This is a genomic window from Faecalispora anaeroviscerum, assembly GCF_947568225.1.
GTDB lineage: Bacteria > Bacillota > Clostridia > Oscillospirales > Acutalibacteraceae > Faecalispora > Faecalispora anaeroviscerum.
This window is the reverse complement of the sequence record NZ_CANOOQ010000001.1, coordinates 809,721-825,031: the sequence shown is the minus strand read 5'-3', so window position 1 is coordinate 825,031 and position 15,311 is coordinate 809,721. Positions and strand designations below refer to the sequence as shown.

At 51.8% G+C, this 15,311-nt stretch carries 16 protein-coding genes; 1 reads left to right on the top strand and 15 read right to left on the bottom strand.

The window, feature by feature from the left end:
• Nucleotides 1-143: 143 nt before the first annotated feature.
• From QOS46_RS04080 to QOS46_RS04065, 4 genes are read right to left on the bottom strand one after another with little or no spacing between them, the layout of a single operon-like run.
• Nucleotides 144-1,145: an ABC transporter substrate-binding protein gene (locus QOS46_RS04080; RefSeq protein ID WP_283607454.1), complete on the bottom strand. Its 1,002-nt coding sequence runs from the start codon at nucleotides 1,143-1,145 to the stop codon at nucleotides 144-146.
• 16 nt (nucleotides 1,146-1,161) lie between these two features.
• On the bottom strand, nucleotides 1,162-1,884 hold the full coding sequence (locus tag QOS46_RS04075) for an ABC transporter ATP-binding protein (RefSeq protein ID WP_283607453.1): 723 nt from the start codon (nucleotides 1,882-1,884) through the stop codon (nucleotides 1,162-1,164).
• Complete coding sequence (locus QOS46_RS04070; RefSeq protein ID WP_283607452.1) at nucleotides 1,856-2,614, bottom strand: ABC transporter permease; 759 nt, start codon at nucleotides 2,612-2,614, stop codon at nucleotides 1,856-1,858. Before QOS46_RS04070 ends, QOS46_RS04075 begins: the two co-directional genes overlap by 29 nt.
• Nucleotides 2,611-3,237, bottom strand: coding sequence for a hypothetical protein (locus QOS46_RS04065; RefSeq protein ID WP_283607451.1), 627 nt, complete (start codon nucleotides 3,235-3,237; stop codon nucleotides 2,611-2,613). The genes QOS46_RS04070 and QOS46_RS04065 overlap by 4 nt, the downstream gene beginning before the upstream one ends.
• 104 nt (nucleotides 3,238-3,341) lie before the next feature.
• On the opposite strand from QOS46_RS04065, the gene QOS46_RS04060 reads away from it, so the two are divergent.
• The gene (locus QOS46_RS04060) at nucleotides 3,342-3,476 is read left to right on the top strand and encodes a helix-turn-helix domain-containing protein (protein ID WP_283610764.1); all 135 of its coding nucleotides are present in this window, start codon (nucleotides 3,342-3,344) and stop codon (nucleotides 3,474-3,476) included.
• A gap of 250 nt (nucleotides 3,477-3,726) precedes the next feature.
• Here the strand turns inward: QOS46_RS04060 and QOS46_RS04055 are convergent, their stop codons facing one another.
• The 11 genes from QOS46_RS04055 to priA all read right to left on the bottom strand — a co-directional run bounded on the left by QOS46_RS04055 (nucleotide 3,727) and on the right by priA (nucleotide 15,291).
• Complete coding sequence (locus QOS46_RS04055) at nucleotides 3,727-3,882, bottom strand: hypothetical protein (RefSeq protein ID WP_283607450.1); 156 nt, start codon at nucleotides 3,880-3,882, stop codon at nucleotides 3,727-3,729.
• Nucleotides 3,883-4,032: 150 nt separating this feature from the next.
• Complete coding sequence (locus tag QOS46_RS04050) at nucleotides 4,033-4,662, bottom strand: thiamine diphosphokinase (protein ID WP_283607449.1); 630 nt, start codon at nucleotides 4,660-4,662, stop codon at nucleotides 4,033-4,035.
• Nucleotides 4,659-5,546, bottom strand: a complete 888-nt coding sequence (rsgA, locus tag QOS46_RS04045) for a ribosome small subunit-dependent GTPase A (RefSeq protein ID WP_283607448.1) — start codon at nucleotides 5,544-5,546, stop codon at nucleotides 4,659-4,661. The genes QOS46_RS04050 and rsgA overlap by 4 nt, the downstream gene beginning before the upstream one ends.
• Nucleotides 5,546-7,552: a Stk1 family PASTA domain-containing Ser/Thr kinase gene (pknB, locus tag QOS46_RS04040; RefSeq protein WP_283607447.1), complete on the bottom strand. Its 2,007-nt coding sequence runs from the start codon at nucleotides 7,550-7,552 to the stop codon at nucleotides 5,546-5,548. The genes rsgA and pknB overlap by 1 nt, the downstream gene beginning before the upstream one ends.
• 23 nt (nucleotides 7,553-7,575) lie before the next feature.
• Nucleotides 7,576-8,307, bottom strand: a complete 732-nt coding sequence (locus tag QOS46_RS04035; RefSeq protein ID WP_283607446.1) for a Stp1/IreP family PP2C-type Ser/Thr phosphatase — start codon at nucleotides 8,305-8,307, stop codon at nucleotides 7,576-7,578.
• Entirely contained in the window at nucleotides 8,304-9,347 is a 1,044-nt protein-coding gene (rlmN, locus tag QOS46_RS04030; protein WP_283607445.1) for a 23S rRNA (adenine(2503)-C(2))-methyltransferase RlmN, read from the bottom strand. The genes QOS46_RS04035 and rlmN overlap by 4 nt, the downstream gene beginning before the upstream one ends.
• Nucleotides 9,348-9,351: 4 nt before the next feature.
• Nucleotides 9,352-10,695, bottom strand: a complete 1,344-nt coding sequence (rsmB, locus tag QOS46_RS04025; protein ID WP_283607444.1) for a 16S rRNA (cytosine(967)-C(5))-methyltransferase RsmB — start codon at nucleotides 10,693-10,695, stop codon at nucleotides 9,352-9,354.
• A 3-nt stretch (nucleotides 10,696-10,698) separates the two neighbouring features.
• On the bottom strand, nucleotides 10,699-11,397 hold the full coding sequence (locus QOS46_RS04020) for a zinc metallopeptidase (protein WP_283607443.1): 699 nt from the start codon (nucleotides 11,395-11,397) through the stop codon (nucleotides 10,699-10,701).
• A gap of 12 nt (nucleotides 11,398-11,409) precedes the next feature.
• Nucleotides 11,410-12,336 carry a methionyl-tRNA formyltransferase gene (gene fmt, locus QOS46_RS04015; protein ID WP_283607442.1) on the bottom strand — a complete coding sequence of 309 codons (927 nt, stop codon included), beginning with the start codon at nucleotides 12,334-12,336 and terminating at the stop codon, nucleotides 11,410-11,412.
• Between the two features lie 20 nt (nucleotides 12,337-12,356).
• The gene (def, locus tag QOS46_RS04010; RefSeq protein WP_283607441.1) at nucleotides 12,357-12,827 is read right to left on the bottom strand and encodes a peptide deformylase; all 471 of its coding nucleotides are present in this window, start codon (nucleotides 12,825-12,827) and stop codon (nucleotides 12,357-12,359) included.
• A gap of 25 nt (nucleotides 12,828-12,852) precedes the next feature.
• The gene (gene priA / locus QOS46_RS04005) at nucleotides 12,853-15,291 is read right to left on the bottom strand and encodes a primosomal protein N' (protein ID WP_283607440.1); all 2,439 of its coding nucleotides are present in this window, start codon (nucleotides 15,289-15,291) and stop codon (nucleotides 12,853-12,855) included.
• Between the last annotated feature and the right edge of the window lie 20 nt (nucleotides 15,292-15,311).

The following is a 15,311-nucleotide window of genomic DNA, read 5'->3' as shown; positions in this document are numbered from 1 at the left end:
CTACCTAATTTCTATTCGCATCCTGTCCCGGATATGCTAAATCAAAACAGAAAAAGAAGCCCTCAACGTTATTCAGTACATGGTACTGTCTAACAATTGGGGGCTTTGTTCCATTCCGGCCTGAAGAACCTTCTAATCAATCCTTATTTTACTTTCAAAATGAGCTGATTAATATCCACATCATTTTCGATCATTGCGTTCTTTTTCATAAATTGCTCCGTCTTTTTCATGGAGGCGATGTCTGCGTCGGTAATCTCTGAGCTGAAATCATACATGGGGTACATCTCTTTCACCGCGTCGATGCTCAGTTCCGTCGCCTTTGCGGTTATTTTCAAAATTTCTTCAGGATTTTCTTTCATGTAGGACTGAATTTGATCCTCTGCCTCTAAAAAGCGTTTAACCAGCAAAGGGTTCTTGTCATAGAAAGACTGGCTGGTGGCCACGACGATGGTAGCATCTACAAGGCCCTTTCCGGTGGTGACGATTTTATAGCCGTCCTTCGCCATGTTATAAGCGGTCGGGCCAGCCAGCAGCGCGCAGTCTACCGTGCCTCCCACCAATGCAGCCTGTGCATCCGGAATGCTCATGGAGACAAACTCCACATCCTTTTCGGTCAACCCGGCGGTGGCAAGGTAGGCAACCATCAGCTCATGCAGAATCGTGCCCTTGGGGCCAGCAATTTTCTTTCCCTTTAAATCTGCCGCAGACTGAATTTTGCTGTCTTTGCCCGCAAATATGCGGAAGGCTTCGGGAGAACGGCTGTAAGTGCTGATAATCTTAATATCCGCACCGTTGGAGGCGGACAGAATCACCGAGGTGGCACCCACCGCATACAGAAACTGAATATCGCCGGAGGCTAGAGCCTGTGTCTGTTCTGGGCCGGCTGTCAGATTAGAATATTCCACGGTCAGGCCATATTCTTCAAAAGCCTTTGTAAAAATGCCCTTTTCTTTTTCAACGATGGAAGGGACGTTCAGCGGGGATTTGACATAAGTAACACCAATTTTTTTTACGGTAAACTCCGTCGCCGCCGAAGAGACGGGCTGAGAGGTTTCGGCCTGGCTGGATTGGGCGCCGGACGCGCACCCTGCGAGAGAAGCCGCAGCGATTGCCGCGGACAAAAGGACAGAGAGGATTCGTTTCATTGTATTTGCTCCTTTTTTATTGGATTGCCCTGAGAATCTCTTTTTTCCTTCCGATTAATTCAGAGGAAAGCAGATCTCTCGGATAATGATATTGGGACAAAAGATATTCCTGTGCCGCACCGCCCGGGTTCAGCACCAGAATTTTCTGTCCGATCAAAAGAGCCTCATCCACGCTGTGTGTGACGAAGATGATGCTCTTTTTCTGCTGAGAAAAAATTTGGATCAGTTCCTTCTGCATGGATTCGCGAGTAAAATGATCCAACGCGGCGAACGGTTCATCCATTAAAATCAGCTCCGGGTCGTAGGCCAGTGCCCGGGCCAGCGCGGCTCTTTGCTGCATTCCGCCAGAGAGCTGCGACGGATATGCCTTTTCAAACCCGGTTAGCCCGGTCATGCTGATCAGGCGATCAACCGAGGCAGCATCCAGGCGTTCTTTCGGCACGCCAAAGGTGATGTTCTTCCAGACGGTCAGCCACGGCATCAGCCGCGGTTCCTGAAAAACCATCCCGATTTTCTCCTTGGCCGGGGTAACGACTTCTCCGCTGTTCCACGGCTCGAACCCGGCCAAAATCCGCAGCAGGGTCGTTTTGCCGCAGCCGCTTCTGCCTAAAATCACGGTGATGCTTTGCTCGGAAAATTCCGCTGTCAGGTTTTGCAGTACCGGCAGTTCCTTCCCGGCTACCTGAAAGCTTTTGTACAGGTTTTCTACCTTAGCTCCAGCTATTGTCAACACCCCCATGCAGCGTTTTTTTGATGACCAGTGAGAACAGCCGGTCGCAAAGATACCCCGCGATCCCGATGACAAAAATGCCCACGATTACCTTGTCTGAGCGGGACATCTGCTGTGCGTCGAGAATCATGTACCCCAGCCCGCTGGCTGCCGCAATCATTTCCGCGCCGATAATGGCGCGCCAGCTGTATCCCATCCCCACGCGCATGCCGACCAAAATATCCGGCAGAGCATTGGGGAATAGGATTCTTCGAAAGATTTGCCCCTGTGTAAAATTCAGGGAGTGCCCTACCTCTACCAGCTTGGGGTCGCAGGAAGAGAGGCCCTTCTTGATGTTCAGGAACATCGGGAAAAACGAGGCCAGTACGATAATAATGATCTTGGAGGTTTCCCCGATGCCGAACCACAGAATCAAAAGAGCGATGATGCTTAGCGGCGGCACATTGCGTAAAAACTCCACGATATGGTTATAGTACACGGAGGAATTGGGGCGAAGTCCAGCCAGAAGGCCCAGAAGAAATGCCAGCGCAAAGGCAATGGAAAAGCCTGTCAGTACGCGGCAGAAACTGACCCAGATATGCTCAAACAGAACGCCGCTCTGAATCATTGTAGCAAAGGCACGTAATACCCGCTCAGGGCTTGGCAGTACATATTCGCTCCATATTTTGGCTGAGGCGGCCGCCTGCCACAGGGCCAGCAGAACAGCCACGGGCAGAATAGATTTTAGAGCCTGCTTCATTCTGCTCCCTCCCATACTCCGTCGCCATGGTGACAGCCCGCCTTGCAATAGAGCATCTCCAAAAGTGCGGGATGCGCCCCGGGGATTGGTTCAGAAAAGTAGTGGTCAATCTTCTCGCGGCTGTCCAAAATTTTTACCGCATCACCCAGTTCCGAAAAAAAGCCTGGAGGAATCGGACTTGCTTCCAATTGCTTTCTATGTAATGGAATATGGTATCGTGCGGCCAACTCCAGGAAGGTTAGAAATTCCACGCCCGGCAGATGTAGGCTTGTCCCCAGTTCCTTTAAGGCGCTGCATGGTGTGGTGACCAAAAGTTCCCCCTGCCCCGAAAATTGCTGGTGCAGTTCTCTTGCACAATGCAGCAAAATCGGTTCAATGGGCGGGTACTCCAAAAAATCCGGCGCATACCGCTTTTTTACATAGTCCACCGCAAGGGGACATCGCATATCCGCAATACAGCGGTCTGTTTGACTTATAACCTGCCAGTACTTTTCACGGACAGAATCAATGTGATTCAGCCGGCATTCCACCGCTTCTACCCCTTTTGTCTTCAATTGACCGAGCAAATATTCTTCGCCGTACATCGCTACTGATACCGGATTCAGCCATACAAACCTCTTCAACAAATCATATCCTTTCCTTTAGTTAGATATAACTAACTAAAATAATAGCAGAATCTTCCTTGATTGTCAATCTTTTATCAGTATGATCTATGCCTATCTGACTTATAAATTCCCTTTATTCTTTAAGATACAGAGAACCGGGACCCTTGTTGATTTTGCCGCTGAGTCGCAAAGAAATTGCGAATTATTTAGGGATTGCCCGGGAAACGCTTAGCAGAAAGCTGAATCAGCAGGAGTAAGAAAGTATGATATGCCCTGTGGTGGAATAAAAGGGTAACAAAAAAGAGCCGACCGCAGTCTGCTCTTTTTTGTGTTTTTAGTGTTTTCTGTTATGAATCGAAACCTGAAGCTGACGATCATTTTGCCAGGCCGAGGGCTTATTGTTCCTCGCGGGATTTGGGGATTCCAAACATCTTTCTCAAAATGAAACCAAAGAACCCGGAGCTTCTTACTACTACTACTTTCATCGTACAGACCTCCTAATTATGTTCAGCAGCGCAGCAGTGCAATGCCCAGCGCCACCAGCAGAACGGCCATGATAAACATGGTGAGCCCGATCGGCAGAAAACAGGAAAGCACCATACCTAAGCCAAAGGCAACGGAGTAAGCTCCAAGACCGCCTCTGCATTTGCACCCTTTTCGCATACATTCCACCGCCTATATTCAGAGTAAGGCCCTTTTTGATTCCGCCTTACTACAGTATATACGCAATTAGAAATTTGGTTCCTGTACGACAAGGCCACATCAAAATGATATTATTTACTCCCCCGCCTTCGGCGGGGGAGTAAATGCACATTATGCTTCCTCAATCACTATAATTAAAGCAATGCCCGAATGCAGAATGATTTCGGCCAGAGGCTCAGTAATTCGGTTGCTGACGCCGAGCGGATCCTGTGAATACAGGGTGTGGCGGCTCAAAGGATACTCCAGTCCCTGATACGTAACCATACAGCTGGGGGTGCCGAACGGGAATACTGAAATGGTCTGCCCGGCCATGTCACGCAGGCGCAGCCGCCCGCTGGAAAGTACGAACACCTGACAGTGATCGCCAACCAGTACACCGCGGCAATTCTGCATGGCAATAAACTGCAGCGCACAAAGTGCCGCATAAGAATGGTCAAAGCGCTCGCCGCCTAAAGCACCCAAAAGAATCAATTCCTGGTAGCCGCGGCGGATGGCCTCGCGAATGGCAAACATGGTATCCGTATCGTCTTTATGCACCGGCAGACGGATGGTTTCCACGCCCTGCGGCGGCTGTGACTGCGCGGAATCAAAATCTCCCACGAGCAGATCCGGCACAATTCCGTATTGTGCCGCCACGTCCAGTCCACCATCTGCACAGATTACAAAAGCATCGGCGCAGTATTCCTCTATCAGCCTCCGGTTCTCTACCGGAACAGCACCGATAATCACGCAAGTTTTCATTTCAGTTCCCATTCCTTAATGTTTTTGATTTCATCGTACATTGTAACATAGCTTTGATGCCGTGATGCAGTGATTTTACCGTCCCGCAGGGCGGCCAGAACCGCACAGCCTTTTTCTTTTGTGTGGGAACAGGAGGGGAACCGGCATTGATTCAGGTACGGCACGAATTCCCGAAAATCGTATGCCAGATTTTCTTTATGAATCATCTCGGTCTGGAGCATATCCACAGAAGAAAAGCCCGGGGTATCCGCCACGTAGGTATCCGGCCCCAGCTTTAACAGCTCCACCTGGCGGGTGGTGTGGCGCCCACGCCCCAGCTTCTGGCTGATCTCCGCCGTTGCCAGGCCCAAGTGTTCATCTAAGCGGTTTAAAAGGGAAGATTTTCCCACGCCCGAATTCCCAGAAAAGGCAGACAGCTTCCCCTGAAGCAGCTCACGCACTCGGTCCACTCCATCCCCTGTAATGGAAGACACCGTCAGCACCGGGATGCCAGTTTTTTCGTAAATTGCAAGGTATTCGCCGCAATCTTCCAGATCGGTTTTGGAAAACACGATAACCGGCGCAATTCCCTTTTCCTCCACGCCGGCCAGCATTTTGTCCAGTACCAACAGATTCGGAGACGGGTGCAGGATCGACACGACCAGAAACAGTTGATCCAGATTGGCGATTGGAGGGCGGATCAGAAAATTCTTTCTCTCCCCTATTGCTTCAATAGTGCACGTGCCATCGTCCTCAATACTGAGGTCAACAATATCTCCTGCCAAAGGTGTGATCCCTCTTTTTCGAAAAATCCCGCGCGCTTTGGCTTCATAGATTGTATCGGCGGCTTCTACATAATAGAAGCCGCCGATTCCTTTTCGCAATAGTCCACGTTCCATTTTCATTAAGGTGCCCTCGTAATTCCGCTGGCGGAGCTGTTGTCCGGCTCCTGATACGTATAGCTCTCTGTCTGGCGCGGAGTACCCGTGTCGAAATCCAGCAGGAATGTGTTGTATTTCTGGCCGTCCAGCTGAATGATCAGCGTTTTCTGTCCGGAGGTTCCTTTAAAGCTCATCTGGTATACGCTGTTATAGGAGGGATTCACCGTTTTTTCCGAATACAGGGTACCGTCCAGATAAGCTTTCAGCGCAATATCATGCGTGACCTGCGAAGGCAGCTGCACGTAAATATCAATCGTCTTTTCGCTCTTCTTGCCGGAGCTGACGCTGACTTTCACCGGCGTACCCTTGGCAACCTTCACACCCGGAAGCGGAGAGGTTTCAATAACAACACCCTCGGCCTTATCGCTGTCGTCCACATAAGTGATTTCAGAATCCACCGTCAGGCCGACCGCCAGAATATCGGTTTTCGCCGCATCCAGGTTTTTACCGATCACAGACGGAACGCTGACCTCCGTGGAGGAGGGACCCTTGCTGACATACAGCTTAACGACGGTTCCGCTCACCGCAACCTCTGTCCCTTCGGCAGGAACAACATCTTTCACATAGCCTGCGGCGGTCTGGTCGTCCTCTACCTGGTATACTTCATACTGCAGGTTCAGAGCTTTCAGCTTTTCTTCGGCCTCCGCCTGTGTCAGCCCTTTTACCGGCGGAATCGTCACGGTCTGGCTTTCTCCGTTGACGGTCAGTGTAATTTCGGCATTGGCTTTCACTTTTTTTGTTCCCTTGGGGTTCTGATCGAGAACAATTCCGGCATCCTTGGTGGAATCCTCGGAATACTCGATTTTAAACTGGAAATCCTTGTACTTTTCGTCTGACTGAATGTCGGAGAGCTTCTGCCCAACGAAGTCCGGCAGATCGACATCGGCCACCTCCTGCGTGCTGCAGCTACGGGTGAGAGCCATGATGCCAAACACCACTGCCGCCAGCAGAAATGCGGTCAAAACACCGCTGACAACCAGCGTAGCTGTGGACTTTTTCTTCTTTTTGCCGCGGGAATATTCTTCCTCATAGGCATAATTGTCATTATAGTTTGCCATTTCCGTGCCGCGCACCGTATTGATGGCGTCCACGTACTTGGTCGGCTTTTCATCGATAAAATATTTATACTGAAAGCTGATACTCGGATTCCGACGGAACTGCTCAATATCACGCAGCATTTCCGCCGCGGATTGGTACCGTTGAGAAGGATCCTTCTGCATGGCTTTCAGCGTTATTTCCTCGAGGCCGTCGGGAATGGCGGGGTTAATGTCCTTGGGCGGGCGTGGGTCTGCCTGAAGCTGCATGATGGCGACCGAGACCGCGTTGTCCGCCTCAAACGGGAGCTGACCTGTAATCATTTCGTACAGCATTACGCCGACGGAATAGATGTCTGCCTTTTCATCCGTCAGATCTCCCCTGGCCTGTTCCGGCGCGATATAATGCACCGAGCCGATCGCCTTGTCGGTCATGGTGCGCGTTTCATTTCTGGAAAAACGCGCAATGCCGAAATCGGTGACCTTAATAGTGCCGTCCTGCAACAGCATAATGTTCTGTGGCTTAATGTCGCGGTGAATAATGCCCTTTTCATGCGCATGCTGCAACGCACGCAAAATCTGCACGGTAAAATGGATCGCTTCTTTCCATTTGATTTCCTTCTGCTGATCCAGATATTCCCGCAGCGTGATTCCATCGATATATTCCATCACAATGTACTGAATCTGATCCCCAAAGCTAACATCATACACCTTTACAATGTTAGGATGGGACAAAACAGCAATCGCCTTGGATTCATTTTTAAAGCGGCGAATGAAATCCTCGTTCCCTAAAAATTCATCTTTTAAAATCTTAATGGCTACCGTACGGTCATCAATTTGATCGTAAGCACGGTATACCAGCGCCATTCCGCCAACACCGATCAATTCATGGATTTCATAACGGCCGTCCAGCCTTTTTCCGGTATACTTATCCAACAAGTATCACTCCAATCACATGGTCAGTTTTCGATTACGACAACCGTTATATTGTCGCCACCGCCTGCACGGTTCGCAGACGCTATCAACTGATCACAGAAGCCCTTTGCGTCCAGCTCCGTTGACAGCTGAGAAATCTGCTGGGTTCCGACATAATTTGACAAGCCATCTGTGCAAATCAAAAGCCTTGCCCCCTGCGGAAACGACTCTTCCATGTAGTCGACATCCACCACGGGCAGAACGCCGAGCGCTCTTGTGATGATGTTTTTCTGAGGATGTGTCTGAGCCTGCTGCTCGGTCAAATCACCCTTGTCAAGCAGTTCCTGTACAATAGAATGATCGACCGTAATCTGCCGGACGGTTCCATCAGACAAAATGAGATACGCTCGGCTGTCGCCGGCGTGCACAATATAAACCCTTTGCTCTTTGGCCACAACCAGCACAACAGTAGTACCCATGCCGCGCAGCTCTTCCTGCTCTTTGGCAAGGTGATAGACTGCCGTATTGGCTTCTCCGACCGCCTGAGCCATCAGCTCCTTAAAATGGATCTCATCTGTCTGATTCAGGGCCTCGGTGGTCATTGTGTCTGCAATTTTCTGTACGGCGAGACTGCTGGCTATATTGCCGCCGGCCGCGCCGCCCATTCCGTCACAAACAACAGCCCATGCCCGGTCCGGCGCAAAAAGTTCCCCGGCACAGGCGTCTTCGTTGGATTGCCTTACAAGGCCAACGTCGGTTTTACTGAATAGTTTCAAAGACCGGTCACCTCCTCTTGCCGTCTGCGTCTGAGCTGTCCGCAGGAAGCGTTAATATCTGAGCCGAGTGTTCTCCGCACCGTGGCTGTCAGGCCACTCTTTTCTAAAATACGGATGAATGCCCGCTGTCGTTCCACAGACGCGCTGTGGTATCCTGTTCCCGTTACCTGATTGACAGGAATAAGATTGATATGAGAAAGTGTGCCTCGAAGCTTCCCCGCCAGCTCCTTAGCACAGGTGTCGCTATCGTTGACCCCGCTGATCATCGCATATTCAAACGAAATGCGCCGGTGGGTCTGTTCCGAATAGTATTTGCACGCCTTTAGCAGCTCATCCACTCCCCACCTGCGGTTTACAGGCATGGTCTGCGAGCGAATGCTATCGTTCGGCGCATGCAAGGAAACCGAGAGGGTTAGTTGCAGTTTTCGATCAGCCAGATCATAAATTTTGTCCACCACTCCGCAGGTAGAAAGGGAAATGTGCCGCATGCCGATATTCAGGCCATGCTCCGAAGAAACAAGATCTAAAAACCGCAACACATTTTCATAATTATCCAGCGGTTCTCCCATTCCCATGAGCACAATATTAGAGATGCGCTGGCCTGCGTCTTTCTGGGCCGCCTGAATCTGTGCCAGCATTTCGGCCGGCGTCAGGTTCCGAGAAAACCCGCTTTGTCCAGTAGCGCAAAAGGTACACCCCATTTTGCAGCCTACCTGTGTGGAGATGCAAATGGTATAGCCATGGTGGTACTGCATTAAAACGCTTTCCACCATTTCTCCGTCCGCAAAACGAAAGAGATATTTAATAGTATTATCATATTGAGAAACGAGTTTCTTTTCAATAGATGCTACAGAGATGTAATATTTTTCCTCCAGAAGCTGACGGGTTTGCTTGGACTGATCCGTCATTTCGTCGAAGCTTTCAACACCGCGGTGCAGCCACTGGTACACCTGCCGTGACCGAAAAGCCGGCCACCCTTCTGCTGCGAACTCTTGACGTATTTCGTCTTCCGTCATTGAATTGATTTCTTCCCGTGCCATATTCTTACTCCCGTCGGCGGCGGAAGGCCGCAATAAAAAAGCCGTCTGTGCCGTGGACCGGCGGCAACAGCGTTACCTGATGCTCCGGCTCTTGGATAGCCCGCCGGAAGGTGTTCGGCAGGCTGAGAGGCTCGGGCTCAAATTCCGGGTGATCCTTTAAAAAGCGCGCCGCGACCGCGTCATTTTCCGCGGGATTCAGCGTACAGGTAGAATAGAATAAAAGGCCGTCTGGCTCTACCAGCCCGGAAGATCTACAAAGTATAAGGTACTGCAAATCAGGCAGGCTGTCAAGAGAAGCCTGAGGCTTATAGCGAATCTCGGGCTTTCTGCGGATAATGCCGAGGCCCGAGCAGGGTGCGTCACACAGCACACGGTTCGCAGGGGCCAAGGCCTCCCTCGGCTCTGCCGCATCGCGAATACTGGCCCGGATGACAGAGAGCCCCATCCGCTCTGCTCCCTGACGGATCAGCCCGATCTTTCCCCTGTATTTATCAAAGGCGAGCAGCTCGCCCCGGTTTTCCATTCGTTCCGCCATAGTGAACGACTTTCCGCCCGGCGCGGCACATACATCAAGCACCCGCTGACCGGGTTGCGGATCAATCAGCGCGCAGCAAAGCTGCGAAGAAAGGTCCTGAATATGAAACAGACCCTCCTGAAAGCTCTCCAAAGCGGCGACGGAGCCAGTGTTATGCAGCACCAAGGCATCTGGCACAAGTGTAATTGCGTTTGCCTTTACACCTTCTTGTTCCAGCCGTTGAATCAGCTCTTCCGCGGTAATTTTCACCGTGTTCACACGCGCGTAAATTGGCGCTTTTTGGGAAAGACTGTCTAAAATCGAGCGGCACATCGGCTCTCCATAGGCCTTTATCCAAAGAGAAATCAGCCATTCCGGGCAGGAATAGCGAACCGAAAGCGCTCTTAGCGGCTGCCGCTTTTCATCTGGGAGACTGAGAGGCTGTTCTGCACGCAATATAGAGCGTAGAAGCCCGTTAATAAAGCCAGAGGCCTTTACAGCTCCATTTTCTTTCGCGCACTTCACCGCTTCGTTCACTGCGGCTGATTTTGGTATTTTTTCCATATAAAGGATCTGATATACCCCAATCCGCAAAATCTCACGTACAGTAGAAGAAAGAATCTGCTCCGGATTTTGGGAAAAGGTCTCGATTACATAGTCCAGCGTAATACGGCGCTCCAGCACTCCATAAAAAAGCGCGGTGGCCAGAGCGGCATCGCGGGGTTCGAGCGAAAAGCGGCGCAGTGTTTTGTCGATCACAATATTGGAATATCCTTCGTTTTCATCCACATGAAGCAAGGCCTGTAAGGCTGCTGTTCTGGCATTTGGTGTCATGCGTTATCTCCTTCGATTTCCCGCAATCGCCAACAGGCGAAGCAGGGAGAGAATAGAGGCAAAGGCCGCGGCCACATAGGTCATTGCGGCGGCTCGAAGCACTTTGGACGCCCCTTGCAGCTCTTCTTCCGTAAGCATACCGGAACGCTCTAATGCGCTGATGGCCCGGGCGCTGGCGTTAAACTCCACTGGCAGGGTCAAAAGCGAAAAAAGCACCGCCATGCTGTACAGAGCGATTCCGGCATAGATCACAGCCTCAAACTGAAGCGGCAGGAACAGCCCGACCAGGATCAGCGGAATCGCTAACCTAGAAGAGTAATTCACAGCGGGAACAAGAAGTGCCCGTAGCTTGATCGGAACATATCCGTGCGCGTACTGCACCGCGTGCCCCGCCTCATGAGCCGCCACACCAACCGCAGAAATAGTGGTCATGCCGTAAACTGGCTGACTTAGGCTGATGCTGTTATTTCTGGGGTCGTAATGGTCGGTCAGCTGGCCGCTAATCGGCTGAATTGGCACGTTGGTAATCTCATGAAAGCGCAAAACCTGGCGGGCCGCCTCTGCTCCCGTCAGGTTTCTATGATTTGGCATCTGGGAATACTTTTGAAAAGCGGACTGCACCTGCAACTGAGCCATCATAGAAATGATCAGCGCAGGCAGAATAAAGATAAAATACGTTCGGTCATAAAAGAAATAATCCATCGTATCCCTCCGTCAGAATCCCATTTGGGTTTCCGGCGACACCGGATGCCCCCGCAGAAAATCGGAGCCACCCATGCGTTTACCGCCTTCGTATTGAACTGTGATCAGTTTCAGCACTGTGTTTTGTCCGCAGCAGACGAGAAAGTCTTTTCCGGGGAGAACCTGACCCGGGTTGCCGGGTATATCCTCGCAAACCTGCGTTTGATAGATCTTGATTCGTTTTCCCTGGTATATGGAAGAGGCCACTGGCCAAGGAGAAAGTCCGCGCACAAGATTGTGAATTTCGCGGGCAGAACGGCTCCAATCAATTACAGATAAGTCACGGCTAAGCATCGACGCGTAGCTGGCACCTTCTTCGCCTTGCGGCCTGTGTTTAAGGGTGCCGGCCTGAAGCTGCCGAAGCGTTTCCAGTAAAACGCGTGCACCCAGCTCCCGCAGGCGGTCGAACAGCTCGCCGGAGGTCTCATCCTCGCTGATTTTTGTTTCCTCCGTCAGCAGAATGTCGCCGGTATCGAGGCCCTCATCCATTTGCATCGTGGCAACGCCGGTCACTTCATCTCCATTGATGACAGCCCATTGGATCGGCGCTGCGCCGCGATATTTCGGCAGCAGAGAAGCATGAACGTTGATGCAGCCATGTTGCGGAATCTGCAAAACTTCTTTCGGCAGTAACTTTCCATATGCCACAACCACAATCACTTCGGGCTGCAGGGAAGCGATCAACTCGGCAGCCTCCTGTGTACGCAGAGTAGCTGGCTGATATACGGGAATCCCCTGTTCCAGCGCAAGCTCCTTTACCGGCGGCGGGGCCAGTGCATAGCCCCGGCCCTTTGGCTTATCTGGCTGAGTGAATACCCCGCACACCTCGTGTCCGGCATCCAGCAGAGCCTGCAAACAGGGAACCGCAAAATCTGGTGTTCCCATAAAAACGATCCGCATCGGGTATTCCTCCTGTGTGTTTATTCCAGCTCATCCTCAGCCAGAATACGGCTGGCGCGCTGCTTAAATACAATTCCGTTCAGATGATCGGTTTCGTGGCAGAAGGCACGTGCCAAAAATTCAGTGCCCTCAATCTCAAAGAAAGTTCCTTTGCGATTCTGCGCGCGAACCTTTACGTGCATCGGGCGCTTGACCATGCCATACTGTCCCGGGAAGGACAGGCAGCCCTCGGCACCGTCCTGTTCTCCGTCACTCTCAATGATTTCCGGATTCACCAGCTCAATAATACTGTCGTCCTCAATATTTACCACAACGATTGCACGGCGAAGAATTCCTACCTGATTGGCGGCAAGCCCCGCCCCGTTCGCGGTAAGTACCGTTTCCCTCATATCATCTAAAAGGGTAGCCAACTTATCATCAAATTTCTCAACGGGACGGCACACCTTCGTCAGAATCGGGTCGCCATCCTGTACAATTTTACGGATTGCCATGTTATATTCCTCCATTCATCGGCAACTAAAGGGCGGACACAGGATTTGTATCCACAAAAGCCGTAACCTGCGCAAAGCGCCGTTCGGCGGAAAACTCAACGCAAAGACGCGAAAGCATCGCGCGCAGCCGCTTGTCATTTCTGCATTTGATCAGCAGCTGATACCGATATTTATTGCTGACCTTCGTCACCAGTGCCGGTGAGGGGGCCAACACACGCAGCGGCAGGTCCGAATAGTCCCGGCCGGCCAGATTACGCAGCAGATTCATAAAATACAGGCTGGCCTGACACACCTGCTCTTCCTTTTGCCCGACAAAGCCAATCAGTACAAAATCAGCAAATGGCGGGTACAGCATTGCTTGCCGGAACTGGATCTCTTCCCGGTAAAAGGTGTCATAGTCCTGCGCCGCCGCCAGACGGATTACCCGATTTTCGGGCGTAAAGGTCTGGATGATGGCGCGGCCGTGGAACGAGCCTCGCCCAGATCGACCGACCACCTGGGTCAGAAGATCAAAAGAACGTTCGGAACATCGGAAATCATCCCCATAAAGAGACTGATCGGCGGAAAGCACTCCCACCAGCGTTACATTGGCAAAATCCAAGCCTTTTGCAACCATCTGGGTTCCGACAATCATATCGTATTCTCCGTTTTCAAAGCGGCTCAGTTTTTTTTCGTAGGAAAAGCGCCCCATGGTGCTGTCGGTGTCCAGTCGTAGAATTCGGGCCTGGGGGAACAGCTGCGCCAGCTGTTCTTCAGCTCTTTGGGTTCCCGCACCGGAAAAGCGAACCTCATCCTGCCCACAGCTTGGGCAGCGCCGGGTAGCCGGTATGGAATAGCCGCAGTAATGGCACATCAGGCGGTGATTTGCCGCGTGGTACGTTAAGGAAATACTGCAATTCGGGCAGCTTACTACGGAATTGCACGATTTGCACGTAGCAAAGGTATGATACCCACGCCGGTTCAGCAGCAGGATCGCCTGCTCGCGCTTGGCGATAGTTTCCGTTAGGGCCTCCTGAAGCTCCCCGCTGAATACCGAGGAATTTCCGCGAAGAATTTCCTGGTTCATATCCGCAATAGATACCTGCGGCAGTTGAGCCGTGCCATATCTGCTGGGAAGCGGAAGCATCGAATACCGGCCCTTTTGGGCAAAGTAGGTGGTTTCTACCGATGGCGTGGCGGAGCAAAGCAGCAAAAGCGCTTTGTGGTACGCACACCGGAATTTCGCCACGTCGCGCGCATGGTAGCGAGGCGCGGATTCCGATTTATACGTTGCCTCCTGCTCCTCATCCATTACGATCAGGCCCAGGCGCTCAAAGGGCGCAAATACAGCAGACCGGGTTCCCACGACAATCTTAGCCTGTCCGTTTTTGACCCGCTTCCATTCATCGAGCCGTTCTCCCAGAGAAAGCCCGCTGTGAAAGACCGCGACCTGCCTGCCATACCTCTGATGAAACAGAGCCACCGTCTGCGGGGTCAGAGAAATCTCCGGCACCATCACAATCACGGCACGGCCATCGGCGATCACATCCTCAATCAGCCGCAGGTAAACCTGTGTTTTTCCGCTGCCGGTTATGCCATACAGCAAAGACACCGCCGCACCGGAACGATACCGGCTCAAAAGCCCTTCATAGGCGGACTGCTGCTCCGGAGAGAGAGAGACCTCCACCGCTTCGGCAGATTCCTGCCTCTCTTCGTACGGATTCCGGAACTGCTCCTCTTCATAATAGGCTGCCAGACCCTTTTTCACCAAAGCGTCCGGCACAGATGCCGTAACTCCCGCGAAATAACACAGCTCTTTTACCGATACGCAGCCGATCGAAAGCAAAAGCTCGAAAACCTCCCGCTGCTTAGGGGGAAGAGAATCCGGCATTTCTTCCGCACTAAGCCGGATCATTTTCCGCATAGCATCGCCGATCCGGCGGGTAACCGCGCTCTCCTTTTGGATGATGCCAAGAGCGCAAAGGCGCTCCAATACCGAAGGGCCATGTCTGGAGTCCAGAATCTGCAAGAGTTCTTCCTCAGTCGCAGCCTTGTGGGAAAGGCGCTTCAGCACAAGAACCTCTGTGTCGGAGAAATCCTGTTCAGAGAAATCCTGCTTTGGAACAGCCAGAGCATACTGTGTGGAAATTTTAAAATTAATTCCAGCGGGAAGCAGCAGCTTCACCGCGTCAAACAAACTGCAAAAGTAGTGTTCCTTTAGCCAGGGCACCATCAGGATTTGTTCCGCGGAAAGCAAGGGCGTTTGATCCAGCACAGCCGTTACCGATTTCAGCAGCTCGGGCTGTTGGCAGGACTGCACAGAGAGAATCATTCCCTGCCTTTTACGGTTGCCGCTGCCAAAGGGCACCACCACCCGGCAGCCGGCTGCGGCCTGCATCCCCGCCGGCAGAAAATACGTAAACTCTTTGTCAAAATGATATGCCGTGTTCTCAACGGCCACGCCGACCGCGGTCATTTGTTCCATGAAGTTATTTCACCTGCCGC

What these genes read in the sequence shown, in the direction of transcription:
- priA (WP_283607440.1), bottom strand. Translation starts at nt 15,291, where the DNA reads ATGGAACAAATGACCGCGGTCGGCGTGGCCGTTGAGAACACGGCATAT.
- QOS46_RS04055 (WP_283607450.1), bottom strand. Translation starts at nt 3,882, where the DNA reads ATGCGAAAAGGGTGCAAATGCAGAGGCGGTCTTGGAGCTTACTCCGTT.
- QOS46_RS04070 (WP_283607452.1), bottom strand. Translation starts at nt 2,614, where the DNA reads ATGAAGCAGGCTCTAAAATCTATTCTGCCCGTGGCTGTTCTGCTGGCC.
- QOS46_RS04080 (WP_283607454.1), bottom strand. Translation starts at nt 1,145, where the DNA reads ATGAAACGAATCCTCTCTGTCCTTTTGTCCGCGGCAATCGCTGCGGCT.
- QOS46_RS04050 (WP_283607449.1), bottom strand. Translation starts at nt 4,662, where the DNA reads ATGAAAACTTGCGTGATTATCGGTGCTGTTCCGGTAGAGAACCGGAGG.
- QOS46_RS04020 (WP_283607443.1), bottom strand. Translation starts at nt 11,397, where the DNA reads ATGGATTATTTCTTTTATGACCGAACGTATTTTATCTTTATTCTGCCT.
- rlmN (WP_283607445.1), bottom strand. Translation starts at nt 9,347, where the DNA reads ATGGCACGGGAAGAAATCAATTCAATGACGGAAGACGAAATACGTCAA.
- rsgA (WP_283607448.1), bottom strand. Translation starts at nt 5,546, where the DNA reads ATGAAAATGGAACGTGGACTATTGCGAAAAGGAATCGGCGGCTTCTAT.
- QOS46_RS04075 (WP_283607453.1), bottom strand. Translation starts at nt 1,884, where the DNA reads ATGGGGGTGTTGACAATAGCTGGAGCTAAGGTAGAAAACCTGTACAAA.
- def (WP_283607441.1), bottom strand. Translation starts at nt 12,827, where the DNA reads ATGGCAATCCGTAAAATTGTACAGGATGGCGACCCGATTCTGACGAAG.
- rsmB (WP_283607444.1), bottom strand. Translation starts at nt 10,695, where the DNA reads ATGACACCAAATGCCAGAACAGCAGCCTTACAGGCCTTGCTTCATGTG.
- fmt (WP_283607442.1), bottom strand. Translation starts at nt 12,336, where the DNA reads ATGCGGATCGTTTTTATGGGAACACCAGATTTTGCGGTTCCCTGTTTG.